Below are 15208 nucleotides of genomic sequence, written 5' to 3' on the forward strand. Positions count from 1 at the left end.
CAAATATTTAACTATTCGGTTAACACCACACTATGGGCGGTAAACCTTAACGTTATGGAAACCTTGCTCTTGTAGGTAAAGTGCCTGTAGACGGCTCATTACACCACGGTCACAGTACAGCAAGTACTCTTTCGCTTGGTCAAGGTCGCCAAACTGAGTCGACAGCTTGAAGAACGGGATGTGCTTAACTTCAACACCCTCAATCTCTAATGGGCTTTCGTCTTCTTCGTCAGGGCTACGGATATCAAGAACGATAGCGTGCTCAGCTACGGCTTCAACTTGTTCCACTTCAGGCGCTTGCTCTTGGCTCTCTTTCTCAATGTCACGGATATCCATAACACGAGCGTTCTCAATCACTTGATCCAGCACTTCAAAGTTAAACTTGGCTTCTTCTGCTTCAAGCTTGCCTTTCTTCGCTTTCACGGTTGGCTTCTTAGAGATAACACCACAGTACTCTGGCATTACTTTCGCGAAGTCTTCAGTACCAATAATACGAGAAAGATCGATGATGTCTTCTTTGTCCCAGTTAATAAGCGGACGAAGGATCAACGTATCTGTCACGTTATCGATGTGACGAAGGTTGGTTAACGTTTGGCTAGAAACCTGACCAAGTGCTTCACCTGTGACTAGCGCTTCAATACCAAAACGCTCTGCAACCATACCACCAGCACGCATGAACATACGCTTAAGAACAACGCCCATTTGGCCGTCTTCTACATTCTCAAGGATCTCAGCAACAACTGGTTCGAAATCGACGGAGATGAACTTCACTTTTGCCGATGAACCGTATTTGTTCCATAGGTAGTGAGCCACTTGTTTAACGCCAATCTCGTGCGCAGGGCCACCAAGATTAAAGAAACAGTAGTGAACCTTAGAACCACGTTTGATGTGCAGGTAGCTAGAGACACCAGAGTCGAAGCCGCCAGAGATCAAGCTGAGTAGATCTTCTTGAGTACCAAGAGGGAAACCACCAAGGCCTTTATGACGAGCGAGTACTTGGTTAAGTTTGTCGTTAGACACTTCAACCTTAACGGTCACATCAGGGTTCTTAAGTCGAACTTTCGCTGACTCAACCGCTTGGTTTAAGCCACCGCCTACGTAGCGCTCTAGCTCTATAGACGTAAAGTCATGCTTACCACGACGCTTAGCACGCACAGAGAAAGTCTTGCCTTCAATGTCAGCACGGCTGCGTTCTAGTACTTGCTCATAAATATCGTGTAAGTCTTTAAATTCTGACTGTTGTACTTCTAGAGAATGATGAATACCCGGCGTGTGAGTCAATGCCTCTAACACTTCTGAGTAGTACTTATCACTTTCTGATGTTACTTCGATGTGGTCGCGACGGTTAAATACCGCAACTCCTTCACAGCGACGCTGAATTACGTTACGAATGTTGCACTCTAGAATCCTTGTGAAGCGCTTACGCACCGATTCACTTTTTACAAAAATTTCCGGATGGGGCTTAACAATAAATTTCATAGTACTTTCACAACATTAATGTTCAAAATTTTTAAAAGGCTCTTCGCCAAGTAAATTAGACAATTTACACAGCACTTTAAGCAAGAGTAGATCATATCTAAATCTAAGGGCGCGAATTATACATGAGAAAGTGAAACAAGGAAAAGAGTGCTTGGCTTTGGCACCATTAATAAATACGCACCTTATTAAAAATAGCGCCTCTGTTTGCCATCAATAGTTTGATAGATGCACCAACCCGCAATCAGTCGATGACAAGCCAATAACACAAAGAAACTAAATGAATAGAAAGAAAAGCCCAACTTCATCATAAAGTTGGGCTTTCTGGTTCACTCAATCACTTGATACTACTCAGAAATAACGGGGACTTCTTCACTGTAAAGTGGTTCACCCTGCATGATACTGATCTCTACGCGGCGGTTTAGGCTGCGTTGCCATTCTGTATCATTGGGCTCTACGGGTTCGGTATCAGCCATGCCACGCACTCTCAAACGTTGATGAGAGAAACCGCGTACCTTTTCCATCTCTTGAGCGACAGAGACTGCTCGTTGTGATGATAAGTCCCAATTAGAGCGATAAAGGTCGGAATCAAGCCGTTGATTATCAGTATGCCCTGAGATTCGAACAATACCTGGAACATCTTTCACTAACTCTGCAACTTGTCTGACTAAAGGTCTAAACTTCGGCTGCAAAAATGCAGAACCTGATGGGAATGCGCCTTTTTCACGAATACGAATAACGATCTGTTGACCTAGGTTTTCCACCTCAATCGCACCTTGATCGATTTCCCGTTCTAGCGCCTTCTTGATACTCTCCATCAAGGTTTCCATCTCTTGCGATTGAGCTTCAGCTTGCTGTTGTTGCTGGTCCGATTCCGAGTTTTGATTATCGTGAGTGGAAACTTCTGGTGACTTCCCTCCCGTCATCTTGCCTTGGTCACGCATTGTACCGCCCGCTCGATCAGATTCACCTTCATGAAACTCTAGCGTCTGCTGCGTAATATCAATGGTCTGTTGCATGATCACATCAATCGGTGTCGGCTCTGGGCGGCCAGGACGAAACTCTTGGGCAATGATGCTGGTCCCTTTCGGGATATCTTTCACTTCCAAACGATTTTGTACACCAAACGCAAACTTCATCGATCCTGCAATTTGCTTGAACTTCAATACATCCATTTCTGAAAACGAAAGTAGCAGTACAAAGAAACACATTAGCAGTGACATCAAGTCAGCAAATGTCCCCATCCATTGAGGTAACCCCGGAGGAGGACATTTACATGGATTCTCTTCATCCATCTTCAATTCCTCTTACGCCGGTTCACCATCAATAGTACGTTTACCTTCATTTAGGTAGCTCTTCAGGTAACCATCGATCACTCGTGGGTTCTGACCATCTTGAATCGCTAATACACCATCCATAACCAGACGACGGTTCAGTGTTTCTTGGTCGCGACGCAGCGCAAGTTTATCTGCAATTGGAAAGAACACCATATTCGATAGGATTGCACCATAAAGCGTGGTTAAAAGTGCTACCGCCATCGCAGGACCGATCGCTTTTGGATCATCCATGTTCGAAAGCATCGCTACCAGACCAACCAGGGTTCCAATCATCCCCATTGCAGGCGCAACATCACCAAAGGCAGAAAATACTTTCGCGCCTTGCTCGTGACGCTCTGTGGTTAACGATATATCTTTTTGTAGTGCAGCACGAACCACATCACCATCGTGGCCATCCACCAACAAATCGATGCCCTTTTGCATGAAGCTGTTGCTAATTTCCATCTCTTCAAGCGCTAAGAAACCACCTTTACGTGCTGCATCAGCCATCTCTACCACTTTAGCGATCAGATCTTCAGGCTCATCGGCTTTAAACATAAATGCTTTACCAGCAATTTTAGCCGCACCAAAGAACTGCCCCATGGTGAACTTCATTAGAACAACAAAGGTTGAACCACCAATCACGATCAAAATGGATGTCGTGTCATAGAACATCCCGAGGCTACCACCTAGGATCATTGCCATGATTACAAAGGCAAATCCACCAATTAAACCTATTAGGGTTGCTAAATCCACTGAGCACTCCTCATGCTTTTTGTAGTTCTACGTCGACGATAATCTTCTTATCGGCCAGACTATAAGATCTTTTAGTCAATTCTTGGCCTAAGTATCACACTTTTCGTTTTTGAATCACAACTATTGGCTTACTTTACTCTTATCCATAGCGCATAAACTCGATAAAGCTAAGGTTATTCAACCAAAGTAAGTTCAAGCCTCTTAAAAACGAACTTTATAGCAAAATTTATTGGTTACATTTGACCATATCTGCGGCCTAGGGTAACGTTCGTTCATCTTTCCAAACGCAGATTTATTATGGCTACTAAGAAACCTGAAAATATGAGCTTTGAAGCGGCAATCGAAGAGCTTGATGGCTTGGTTGATCAACTAGAAAATGGTGATCTAGCTTTAGATGATGCGCTGAAAAAATTCGAACGAGGTATCTCCCTCGCTCGTGCTGGTCAAAGTAAACTAAACGATGCTGAACAGCGTGTCAGTATCCTACTGCAAAATGACGAAAATGCAGAACTTAGTGACTTTCACCCACTACCTGAATAACGAATTGTATGAGATCCCCTATGATCGAGACTTTATTATTGTCTTATCAAGCACGTAATAACGAGCAACTGAACCTTTGGCTTGATCGCCTGCCTCACCAAAATCAGAATCTTATCAACGCGATGCGTTATGGATTAGTTTTAGGCGGCAAACGCGCACGTCCATTTCTTGTCTACATTACAGGGGAGATGCTCGGCTGCACCGCTGAAGAACTCGATACTCCAGCTTCTGCAATCGAATGTATTCATGCCTATTCTCTGATTCACGACGATCTTCCAGCAATGGACGATGACGACCTTCGTCGCGGCCATCAGACTTGCCATATCAAATACGATGAAGCGACAGCAATTTTAACTGGCGATGCGCTACAAACTCTCGCGTTTACTATACTTGCGGAAGGCACATTAAGTGCTGACGGGGAAAGCAATCGCGTTCGAATGATTCAACGCCTAGCTGAAGCCTCTGGTGCTCAAGGTATGTGCATTGGTCAGGCACTTGATATTGAAGCAGAAAACCGCGCAGTCACACTAGAAGAGCTGGAAGAAGTTCACCGTAATAAAACGGGGGCTCTGATGAAAAGTGCAATTCGTTTAGGTGCACTTTCTGCTGGTGAGAAAGCGTTTGAAGTACTGCCTCAATTAGACAAGTATGCCGACGCCATCGGGTTAGCCTTCCAAGTTCAAGACGATATCTTAGATATCACTAGCGATACCGAAACTTTGGGTAAGCCACAGGGTTCTGACCAAAATTTAAACAAAAGCACCTACCCTTCTTTGTTAGGTTTAGAGGGTGCTCAAGAAAAAGCGCACACTCTGCTACAGGAAGCGCTTCAAGCTTTGGCTGCAATCCCATACAATACCCAGTTACTCGAAGAGTTCGCCCGATACGTCATCGAGCGCAAGAACTAAGACAATAAGCGCGCATTACCTATGACTCTTGATATATCAAAGTACCCAACTCTTGCTTTGGCTGATAAGCCAGAGGATTTGCGTCTTCTTCCGAAAGAGACGCTAACACAGCTTTGTGATGAATTACGCACCTATCTTCTTAACTCAGTGAGCCAGTCAAGTGGTCACTTAGCGTCAGGCTTAGGTACGGTAGAGCTAACAGTGGCTCTGCACTACGTGTACAACACACCTTTTGACCAATTAGTTTGGGATGTTGGCCACCAAGCATACCCGCACAAAATCCTTACTGGTCGTCGTAACCGTCTGTCGACTATTCGTCAAAAAGATGGACTGCACCCATTCCCATGGCGTCAAGAGAGCGAATACGACACGCTTTCTGTTGGTCACTCTTCAACGTCGATCAGTGCTGCTCTCGGCATGGCAATCAGTGCTAAGAAAGAAGGCAAGAATCGTAAAGTCGTGAGTGTGATTGGTGATGGCGCGATTACCGCAGGTATGGCATTCGAAGCGATGAACCACGCGGGCGATATTCACAATGACATGCTGGTTATCCTTAATGATAACGAGATGTCGATCTCTGAAAACGTAGGGGCTCTAAACAACCACCTAGCTCAAGTTCTTTCTGGCAGTCTTTACACGTCTATTCGTGAGGGCGGCAAGAAAGTGCTATCTGGCGTTCCGCCGATTAAAGAGCTCGTTCGTCGTACAGAAGAACACCTAAAAGGCATGGTTGTTCCTGGCACCATGTTTGAAGAGTTAGGCTTTAACTACATTGGCCCAGTTGATGGCCATGATGTAAATGAGCTAATTAAAACGCTGAAGAACATGAGGGATCTCAAAGGCCCTCAGTTCCTGCATATCATGACCAAGAAAGGCAAAGGCTACGAACCAGCAGAGAAAGACCCAATTGGTTATCACGCCGTACCTAAGTTCGCTCCAGCTCACTCAAGTCTGCCTAAGAGCACCAGCTCTAAACCAACTTTTTCTAAGATTTTTGGCGACTTCCTGTGTGATATGGCCGCGCAGGATCCGAAGCTAATGGCGATCACGCCAGCGATGCGTGAAGGTTCTGGCATGGTACGTTTTTCGAAAGAGTACCCAGAGCAATACTTCGATGTTGCGATTGCTGAGCAGCACGCAGTGACGCTAGCAACCGGCATGGCGATTGCTGGCGATAAGCCAATTGTAGCTATCTACTCGACGTTCCTACAACGTGGCTACGATCAGCTGATCCACGATGTGGCTATCATGGATTTACCGGTGATGTTTGCGATTGACCGTGCAGGTCTTGTTGGCGCCGATGGTCAAACACACCAAGGTGCGTTCGACTTAAGCTTCATGCGCTGCATTCCAAACATGGTGATCATGGCGCCAAGCGACGAAAACGAGTGTCGCCAAATGCTATACACAGGCCACCAGCACACAGGTCCAAGTGCCGTTCGTTACCCTCGTGGTAATGGCATGGGTACTGAGATTCAAAGTGAATTTACTGCGCTTGAGATTGGTAAAGGTCGTATCATTCGCGAAAGTGCAAAAGCAAAAGATGGTTCGAAAGTCGCTATTCTAAGCTTCGGTACTTTCCTTGAGAGTGCACTCCAAGCCGCTGACGCTATTGATGCGACGGTTACAGATATGCGTTTTGTGAAGCCGTTAGACGAAGCTCTGATCAAACAACTTGCAGCTGACCACGATGTACTTGTAACAATCGAAGAAAACGCAATCGCAGGTGGTGCGGGCACAGGGGTGGTTGAATTCTTAATGCAAGAGAAGCTGCTAATGCCTGTATTAAATCTTGGCCTACCAGACAAGTTTATTGCTCAAGGCACACAAGGTGAACTGCATGAAGAGCTTGGCTTAGATGCGAAAGGCATTGAGAAGTCTATCTCTGATTACCTTGCTAAATAGCTTTCACAAGCAAATGACATAAGCTACAAAACAAAAAAGGTTGACCTTAAGGTCAACCTTTTTTTGTATCTGCTAACTCATTAACTATTCGCTGTTATTCCGCTATTAAACCTGCTTAGTAACATGGCTTAAGCACAGGTGCGTCGTAGTTCTCTGGCTCATCAGAGTAGATAGCCACATTAAAGTTCTCAACCAAGCCTGTCTCTTCAACACACTGCTCTTGGAAGAACTGTTGAATTTCGCGACGTTGGCAATGCGCTTCAAACGCTTCGTTATCCGCCCAAATCTCGTTGAACGCGATAGGAAAGCTATCCCCTTCTGCAAATGGGCTCTGAATATGACGAGTCACAGTGTATTGAATACAACCATCTTCACGCAGAGTGTTTGGCTCTAGCGACTTTAATACTTCAAACAACTCGTTCAATTTACCTTCTTTTGGCTGAAACTGAGCAACACAATAAACTTTCTTAGACATTGTTATTCCTTGTTCTTATTCAGTATTTTCTATTTTTAATTAGCTAACCAACCAGCGAAATGTGCAACTGCATACAGCGAGATAGCGGCCATAATACCCGCCACAATATCATCAATCATAATGCCCCAACCGCCGTGGATTCGCTGATCTAGCCAACCAATTGGCCATGGTTTTACCATATCGTAAAAGCGAAATAACACAAAGCCAGTGAATAACCACTTCCAATCATCAGTAGGGATATTCAACATCGGCACTAGGCTCATGGTAATCCAAAAACCCGCAAACTCATCCCATACGATAGAACCGTGATCATGCACGCCCATATCATCGGACGTCACTTGGCAGATCTTGATACCAATAATGCAACTCATAACAACTGCTACTATATAAGCAGGGAAAGGTAATTGAACCAACAATAGGTACAATGGAATAGACGCGAGCGTACCCATCGTTCCAGGAATAATAGGCGATAAGCCACTGCCAAAACCCGTTGCTAACAGATGCCAAGGGTTTTTAAGAGAAATAAGAGATAGTGGGTTTGTCATCAATTAACCTTAAAGTGATCGTAACCAGTTAAGTCCCAGCTTAGCGGTTCACCATTATTGTGTAATTCAAAATATTCTACAGGTCTTATTTGCCCAATGCAGGTGACTTTTGTTCCAGTGTGCGACAAAGCACTTTCCAACGAACCTTTATTTTCTTCAGGCACAGTAAAGCACAGTTCGTACTCTTCACCACTGGTAAGGGCATATTGCTGGGCAGATTCAATATCAGGGGCGAATTGACGTAATTCAGAAGATATTGGTAGCGAACTAACATCAATGCTAGCGCCAACCTGAGAACGCTTAAGGATATGTTTTATGTCAGCGATAACACCGTCTGATATGTCAATGGCAGACGAGGCAAGATTCACTAATGCCTGACCAGCCAAAACGCGTGGAGTGCTCAGGTAGTGTCTCTCTTCAAGCTCAAGGGCATAAGGTTTAGCCTTATTTTTCTCGGGGTTAAGTAACACATCTAACCCAGCTTTGCTATCGCCTAAATTACCCGTGACGTAAATCCAGTCTCCGATTTTAGCGCCATCTCTGCGTAGCGCTCGTCCTTCGGGCACAAAACCTTGCACCGTCAGTGTCAGGCTTAGTGGCCCTTTCGTTGTATCACCACCAATTAACTGAATACCGAAGTAGTCTGCGAGTTTAAAAAAGGAATCACAAAATGGAGCAAGCCACTCTTCATCCACCTCAGGCATGGTCAAAGCAAGTGAAACCCAAGACGGGGTCGCCCCCATAGCAGCAAGATCGCTAATATTCGAAGCCAAAGCCTTGTGTGCGACCCAAGCTGGGTTCGCTTCCGCTAAGAAGTGCGTGCCTGCAACTAAAGTGTCAGTACTGATCGCAATCTCAACATTACTTGGGGCTTTTACCAAAGCACAATCATCGCCCGCAGCCAGATGTACATCTTTACGTTGTGGTTGTCGATTTACAAAATATTTTTCAATCAGGTTAAATTCGCCAGACATCACATGCCCTATCTTTAGATTTCACAATAATTTAGTAACAAAAAAGGCCAGCATAAAAGCTGACCTTTATATTCAATAAGCGAACGTATTATTTCTTACGAACGTGCGGCGCAGCTTTATCAAGCACACCGTTAATAAACTTATGACTGTCTTCTGCTGCAAATACTTTTGCAAGTTCAATAGCTTCGTTGATAACCACTTTGTATGGTACATCTTCACGACGAGTCATCTCGTACATAGCTAAACGTAGAAGCGCGAGTTCCATCAAATCCAGATCTTGCATAGGGCGAGATACGAATGGACGAAGCTTGCTATCAAGTTCCATGTGGCTAAGAGCAACACCAGTTAGTAGGTCGCGGAAGTATGCAACGTCTGTTTCAGGCATAGCTAGAGCAGGCTCTGTAGCATGATGCTCTTCTTCATCATACTTACCACCAGATAAGAACTGTTCTTCAACGGTAGCAATATTTTCTTTAGTAATTTGCCAAGAATAAATTGCTTGTAGAGCAAATTGACGTGCATTACGACGTGCGGCTGGTTTCACACTGGCCCCCATTAGGAATCGATTTCAGAAAGAACGTTGATCATCTCAAGTGCGCTAAGTGCTGCTTCTGCACCTTTATTACCAGCCTTGGTCCCTGCGCGTTCAATAGCTTGATCGATCGTATCAACGGTAAGAACACCAAACGCAACTGGAAGAGAGTATTCCAGAGACACTTGTGCCAAACCTTTATTACATTCACTACAAACATAGTCAAAGTGAGGTGTACCACCACGGATAACTGTACCAAGAGATACAATCGCATCGAACTTACCTGTTTTTGCAACGCGCTGCGCTACCAGTGGAAGTTCAACTGCACCAGGGCAACGAACAACAGTAATGTTGTCTTCGCTTACTTGTCCGTGACGCTTTAAAGTATCGATTGCACCAGAAAGTAAACTTTCGTTAATAAAACTGTTGAAACGAGCAATAACGATAGCAATTTTTGCATTTGGCGCTGGGAAGCCACCCTCGATCACTTTCATAAGCCTTCCTTTAACTATTTTCATAAAGTGAGAATCGCCGGATTCTAGCACAAAACTGTGAGCAATATCTAATGCTAATTTAGAAGAACGGACACCTGGGATGTAAAGATGATAATGCAGTGTTGCTCCCATCCGTATAGGAACAACAAGTCGCCAAGCATCTGCATTTAACGCACGAAAAATTGAGCTTAGCGACTATACTCTTTTGGCTTAATTCGTTACCAAAAGATCAAGCAGAATCATCATTAATTTATGTGCTACAAACTGATAGGTAAGTGACTACTCACAAACGTATTCAACAACATTAAGACCAAAACCACCCAATGCGTGATAACGCTTAGTGCTTGAAGAAAGCAGACGCATATCGTGCACACCTAAATCTTGAAGAATCTGAGAACCTACCCCAACACGGCGCGAAGTACCTTGCTTCTTCGCCATGGTTGGCTGCTCGTTCTTATCTTGTGCTTCGAATGTCTTCACTTTGTAAATCAAAGAATCAGACGACTCTTCATTACCAAGAATAACCAGCACCCCGCCTTCGTCACCAATGCGCTTCATCGCTTTATCTAACGACCAGCTGCGCTCAGTGCCACGGTCGGAATGAAGCAGATCGGTAAACGTATCATGCAGATGAACACGCACTAAAGGAGCGCCATCAGACAAGTCACCTTTTTGCATTGCGTAGTGGATTTGGTTATCAATCGTATCGCGGTAAGTCACCAGCTCGAAATCACCAAACTCTGTTGGTAAATGACATTGGGCAACGCGCTCAATCGTTGTTTCTGTGTTGTTACGGTATTCGATCAAGTCAGCAATGGTACCTAGCTTGATGTCATGCTTGTCTGCAAACACTTCAAGATCAGGGCGACGAGCCATAGTGCCGTCGTCGTTTAGGATCTCAACAATAACCGAAGCTGGTTCACAGCCCGCTAGACGAGCTAAATCACAACCAGCTTCAGTGTGGCCAGCGCGCGTTAAAACGCCGCCTTCTTGTGCAGTCAGTGGGAAAATATGACCAGGTTGAACCAAGTCAGCCGCTTTGGCATCTCTGGCTACCGCAGCTTGAACCGTCACCGCGCGATCTGATGCAGAGATACCCGTCGTTACGCCCTCAGCCGCTTCAATCGAAACCGTAAAGTTGGTGGTATATTGTGCATTATTGTCTTGAACCATAGGTGCTAGCCCCATGCGACTTGAACGCTCTTTGGTCAGCGTTAAACAAATTAAGCCACGGCCATACATCGCCATGAAGTTAATCGCTTCTGGCGTCACATGTTCTGCTGCCATGATCAGATCGCCTTCATTCTCGCGATCTTCATCATCCATCAGGATAACCATTTTTCCTAGGCGAATGTCTTCAATAATTTCTTGAGGAGTACTAATTGGCATTGTTCTATATCCTTTGAAATGGTTCTGCTTCCTAGAACCGACACTATTTAAACCTGATGATATTGCTCTGATTTACAAAGCGGTATTTAGCGCGCTTTGTACAAACTTTTAAGCAAAACCATTCTGCTGTAAGAATTCCATCGTCAATCGAGATTCAGGCTCAGACTCTTGCTGTTGGCCTTGCAGTAGACGCTCCATGTAGCGCGCTAATACATCGACTTCTAGATTCACTTTACGACCGACATTGAACTGGTCGATGGTCGTTTCTGAAGAGGTATGAGGAACGATAGTCAACTTAAAGGCATTCTTGCGTAAATCGTTCACAGTCAGGCTAATGCCATCAACCGTGACTGAACCTTTTTGAGCTACGTACTTTGCTATTTCAGCTGGCATTTCTACCCAAAGCTCAATCGCACGCCCTACTTGATTACGCTCAACAACCTCGCCCACACCATCAACGTGACCAGACACGATGTGTCCACCGAAACGCGTGGTTGGTAACATTGCTTTCTCAAGGTTAACTTTATCGCCCGCTTGGTAATCGACAAAACCCGTTTTTTTCAGGGTTTCAAGCGAAAGGTCTGCACTGTAGCTGTGGTCGTTGCACTCAACAACCGTCAAACACACACCATTGGTTGCGATACTATCGCCTAACTGAACGTCAGCCATATCAAGCTTGCCAACATTAACCGTTACGGTAATGTCTTCTCCGCGGGGAGTGATTGCACTCAATGTTCCGACGGCTTCTACAATTCCTGTAAACATTTTAAAACTCTTTCTGTTGTCAACGACACGTATGTAGTTAGGGTGACTATTTCGAGAGTGGTTTCACCGCTCTTGGTTTAGTCATAATTGGTTTCGCGACGATGCGAATATCCACACCAACCTGTCGAACATCTTTAATTTCTAAGTCAATAACGTCAGACATTGAAGTGAGCCCTAATGCGCCCATCAAACCTCGTCCGTCACCGCCCATAAGTTTAGGTGCTAAATAGAGGATTAGCTCATCCACCAGCTGTTCTTCAATCAAGCTTTTTGCCAGTGTAGCGCCCGCTTCGACCCAAATATGGTCGATATGATTGGCAGGTAATTGACGCATCAGATCGTGCAAATCAAGCTGACCTGCATCTGTGGTTCCGACTTCAATATCAGCAGACGCTTCCGCTACTCTCAACACGGATGTTGGAGTCAGGAATAACTTGAGTTCAGGACGCAGTTGGTTTTGACGATCAAGAATTACGCGAATCGGCTGACGCAGCTCGTCTTCAGCGTAATGATCTTTGATACTGCTTGGCAACTCTGCCCAACGAACATTCAACGACGCGTTGTCTTCAATCACAGTCTGGCTGGTTGATAGCACCGCGCCTGATTTTGCTCGGTAGTTCTGAACATCACGACGCGATTCTGGCGATGTGATCCACTGGCTTTGGCCATTTTCCAATGCCGTTTGCCCATCAAGGCTAGCGGCCATCTTTAACTGAACGAATGGCATGCCAGTTTGCATACGCTTGATAAATGCAGGATTCAAGTCGAGAGCGTCTTGCTCTAGCAAACCAATTTCAACCTCAATACCCGCATCGCGTAGCATTTTGATACCACGACCTGCGACTTTTGGGTTTGGGTCCTGCATGGCACAAATCACTTTTGAAACTTGAGCCTTAATCAAACCTTCTGCACAAGGTGGCGTTCGACCATAGTGCGAACAAGGTTCTAGCGTGACATAAGCGGTCGCGCCTTTTGCCTTGTCACCCGCCATTCGCATAGCGTGCACTTCAGCATGAGGTTCGCCCGCTTTGGCATGAAAACCTTCACCGACGATCTGGCCGTCAGTTTGTACAATTACACAGCCCACATTCGGGTTGGGTGCCGTGGTATAAATGCCGCGCTTCGCTAATTGAATAGCACGCGACATCATTTTAAAATCTAGGGGAGTAAAAATCGGCATGATTAAAGGGTTAGTCCTCTAATTTAGCGATTTCTTCGCCAAACTCTCGGATGTCTTCAAAACTGCGGTAAACAGAGGCAAAACGGATGTACGCTACTTTATCCAGTTCTTTCAATTGGCCCATCACAAGATTACCAATCATCTCGCTTGGTACTTCACGCTCACCAGTTGCACGAAGTTGTGACTTAATCGTACTGATCGCAAGTTCAATCGCATCAGCACTCACTGGGCGCTTTTCTAGGGCGCGCTGTACACCACCCACCATTTTATCTTCATTAAATGGTTCGCGGTTTCCATTCGACTTTATGACTTTCGGCATCACAAGTTCTGCCGATTCGAACGTCGTAAAACGTTCACTACATGCAAGGCATTGACGGCGACGACGAACCTGATGGCCATCGGCTACCAGTCTTGAATCGATTACTTTAGTGTCGTTCTCTGAACAAAAAGGACAATGCATATCACCTCCAAATAATTGAATATTAGTGTAACGGAATTGCCAAACGTTAGGAAAGAAAAAGGGCCAATTGAGGCCCTTTTGTGTGGTGATTCATTGATTATTGTTACTCGATAGCCATTTCAAAAATGAGCTGAAGAGTAAAATTAACGACCAGCGTTAACCACGAACTAAATAGTTCGCTTTACCTACCCATTTGTAACTTGTTAGCTCTTCTAAGCCCATTGGGCCGCGAGCATGCAATTTCTGAGTAGATACAGCAACTTCAGCACCTAAACCAAACTGTGCGCCATCGGTAAATCGAGTTGATGCATTCACATACACAGCTGCCGAACCCACAGAGTTAATGAAACGCTCAGAGCTTTCTAGGCTATTGGTCATGATTGCGTCTGAGTGGCTCGCATTGTGTACGCGCATATGGTCAATCGCGTCTGCAACGTCCGCGACTACTTTCACGCCTAACGTGTAGCTTAGCCATTCAGTGTCAAAGTCTCCTTCAATTGCATCACGTTGGTCGTTAAAACTAGCCAGCATCGATTTTGCGCTAGCGTCGACAACTAATGTGACTTTGCCTGCTAAGCGCTGTGCTAGCTTAGCTAGGAAGGCTTCAGCAACCGCTTCATGTACTAGCAGTGTATCTAACGAGTTACACGCTGATGGGCGCTGAACTTTTGAGTTTTCGACAACATCTACCGACTTTTTAAGGTCAGCACTTTCATCAACAAAAATATGACTGATACCGAAGCCGCCAATGATCACTGGAATGGTGCTGTTCTCTTTACACATCTTGTGCAGGCTAGCACCACCACGAGGAATGATCATATCCACGTAGTCATCCAGTTTAAGCAACTGAGATACAAGTTCACGATCTGGTTTCTCGATGTACTGAACAGAAGCAGCTGGAAGCTCCGCTTTCTCTAATGCAGACTGGATAACTTTAACCAGTTCCATGTTCGAGAAGAACGTCTCTTTACCACCACGTAAAATGCTTGCGTTACCTGTCTTCAGACACAGAGCTGCAATATCGATGGTTACGTTCGGACGCGCTTCATAGATAACACCAACCACACCAAGTGGCACGCGGCGGCGAGACAGTGACATACCGTTTTCCAGTACCTTACTGTCAATTTCGCTGCCTACTGGGTCATTCAAGCTAATCACGTTACGCACATCATTAGCGATGCCGGTTAAGCGCTCTTCATTAAGAAGTAGACGATCAAGCAGTGCGTCGGTTAAACCCGCTTCGCGACCTAATTCGATATCTTTCGCGTTCGCTTCTAGAATCGTTGCAGCGTTTGCTTGTAACTCATCAGCGATGATCGCCAATGCCTTGTTCTTTTGCGCCGTTGATGCGGTCGCTAGGTGGAAAGCAGCGTCTTTTGCTGCGATACCCATGTTAGTTAAATCCATGTTTAACTCTCCTAAATTCAGTCTGTCGTTTGATGTAAAAAGGCGCTTTACGATTATACATATTCGCAGTGCATCGCCTTATCATC

The 15208-nt window shown here is 45.2% G+C and carries 16 protein-coding genes; 3 read left to right on the top strand and 13 right to left on the bottom strand.

The window, feature by feature from the left end; all coding sequences use genetic code 11:
- Positions 1–30 precede the first annotated feature (30 nt).
- The 3 genes from thiI to pomA form a co-directional block, all read right to left on the bottom strand.
- The gene (thiI, locus tag OCV24_RS10890; protein ID WP_017056262.1) at positions 31–1479 is read right to left on the bottom strand and encodes a tRNA uracil 4-sulfurtransferase ThiI; all 1449 of its coding nucleotides are present in this window, start codon (positions 1477–1479) and stop codon (positions 31–33) included.
- Positions 1480–1823: 344 nt separating this feature from the next.
- The gene (locus OCV24_RS10895) at positions 1824–2771 is read right to left on the bottom strand and encodes a flagellar motor protein MotB (RefSeq protein WP_017056261.1); all 948 of its coding nucleotides are present in this window, start codon (positions 2769–2771) and stop codon (positions 1824–1826) included.
- A gap of 12 nt (positions 2772–2783) precedes the next feature.
- Positions 2784–3548 (bottom strand): flagellar motor protein PomA, encoded by a 765-nt coding sequence (pomA, locus tag OCV24_RS10900; RefSeq protein WP_017056260.1) that lies wholly within the window; start codon positions 3546–3548, stop codon positions 2784–2786.
- Positions 3549–3845: 297 nt separating this feature from the next.
- Between pomA and xseB the strand changes: the two genes are divergently transcribed.
- The 3 genes from xseB to dxs are packed head-to-tail and all read left to right on the top strand — an operon-like array spanning position 3846 to position 6901.
- Positions 3846–4088 (top strand): exodeoxyribonuclease VII small subunit, encoded by a 243-nt coding sequence (xseB, locus tag OCV24_RS10905; RefSeq protein ID WP_029626968.1) that lies wholly within the window; start codon positions 3846–3848, stop codon positions 4086–4088.
- A 20-nt stretch (positions 4089–4108) separates the two neighbouring features.
- Positions 4109–4996 (top strand): (2E,6E)-farnesyl diphosphate synthase, encoded by an 888-nt coding sequence (gene ispA / locus OCV24_RS10910; protein WP_150879168.1) that lies wholly within the window; start codon positions 4109–4111, stop codon positions 4994–4996.
- A 21-nt stretch (positions 4997–5017) separates the two neighbouring features.
- Positions 5018–6901 (top strand): 1-deoxy-D-xylulose-5-phosphate synthase, encoded by a 1884-nt coding sequence (dxs, locus tag OCV24_RS10915; protein WP_137007445.1) that lies wholly within the window; start codon positions 5018–5020, stop codon positions 6899–6901.
- 115 nt (positions 6902–7016) lie between these two features.
- On the opposite strand, the gene OCV24_RS10920 is transcribed toward dxs, so the two are convergent.
- The 10 genes from OCV24_RS10920 to OCV24_RS10965 all read right to left on the bottom strand — a co-directional run bounded on the left by OCV24_RS10920 (position 7017) and on the right by OCV24_RS10965 (position 15122).
- Positions 7017–7376 carry a putative quinol monooxygenase gene (locus OCV24_RS10920; protein WP_046223682.1) on the bottom strand — a complete coding sequence of 120 codons (360 nt, stop codon included), beginning with the start codon at positions 7374–7376 and terminating at the stop codon, positions 7017–7019.
- 35 nt (positions 7377–7411) lie between these two features.
- A complete protein-coding gene (gene pgpA / locus OCV24_RS10925) occupies positions 7412–7921 on the bottom strand; it encodes a phosphatidylglycerophosphatase A (protein ID WP_017056255.1) in 510 nt (169 codons plus the stop codon).
- Positions 7921–8895, bottom strand: a complete 975-nt coding sequence (gene thiL / locus OCV24_RS10930) for a thiamine-phosphate kinase (protein ID WP_102507678.1) — start codon at positions 8893–8895, stop codon at positions 7921–7923. Before thiL ends, pgpA begins: the two co-directional genes overlap by 1 nt.
- Positions 8896–8983: 88 nt before the next feature.
- Positions 8984–9451: a transcription antitermination factor NusB gene (gene nusB, locus OCV24_RS10935; RefSeq protein WP_017056253.1), complete on the bottom strand. Its 468-nt coding sequence runs from the start codon at positions 9449–9451 to the stop codon at positions 8984–8986.
- On the bottom strand, positions 9451–9921 hold the full coding sequence (ribH, locus tag OCV24_RS10940) for a 6,7-dimethyl-8-ribityllumazine synthase (protein WP_004741508.1): 471 nt from the start codon (positions 9919–9921) through the stop codon (positions 9451–9453). The genes nusB and ribH overlap by 1 nt, the downstream gene beginning before the upstream one ends.
- A gap of 279 nt (positions 9922–10200) precedes the next feature.
- Positions 10201–11310: a bifunctional 3,4-dihydroxy-2-butanone-4-phosphate synthase/GTP cyclohydrolase II gene (gene ribBA, locus OCV24_RS10945; RefSeq protein WP_150879170.1), complete on the bottom strand. Its 1110-nt coding sequence runs from the start codon at positions 11308–11310 to the stop codon at positions 10201–10203.
- Positions 11311–11418: 108 nt separating this feature from the next.
- Positions 11419–12075 (bottom strand): riboflavin synthase, encoded by a 657-nt coding sequence (locus tag OCV24_RS10950; protein ID WP_146449511.1) that lies wholly within the window; start codon positions 12073–12075, stop codon positions 11419–11421.
- A 46-nt stretch (positions 12076–12121) separates the two neighbouring features.
- Positions 12122–13225: a bifunctional diaminohydroxyphosphoribosylaminopyrimidine deaminase/5-amino-6-(5-phosphoribosylamino)uracil reductase RibD gene (gene ribD, locus OCV24_RS10955; RefSeq protein ID WP_150879172.1), complete on the bottom strand. Its 1104-nt coding sequence runs from the start codon at positions 13223–13225 to the stop codon at positions 12122–12124.
- A gap of 40 nt (positions 13226–13265) precedes the next feature.
- Complete coding sequence (nrdR, locus tag OCV24_RS10960) at positions 13266–13715, bottom strand: transcriptional regulator NrdR (protein WP_004734394.1); 450 nt, start codon at positions 13713–13715, stop codon at positions 13266–13268.
- Positions 13716–13871: 156 nt separating this feature from the next.
- A complete protein-coding gene (locus OCV24_RS10965) occupies positions 13872–15122 on the bottom strand; it encodes a glutamate-5-semialdehyde dehydrogenase (protein WP_150879174.1) in 1251 nt (416 codons plus the stop codon).
- Between the last annotated feature and the right edge of the window lie 86 nt (positions 15123–15208).

It is taken from the genome of Vibrio kanaloae (genome assembly GCF_024347535.1).
Classification (GTDB): Bacteria; Pseudomonadota; Gammaproteobacteria; order Enterobacterales; family Vibrionaceae; genus Vibrio; species Vibrio kanaloae.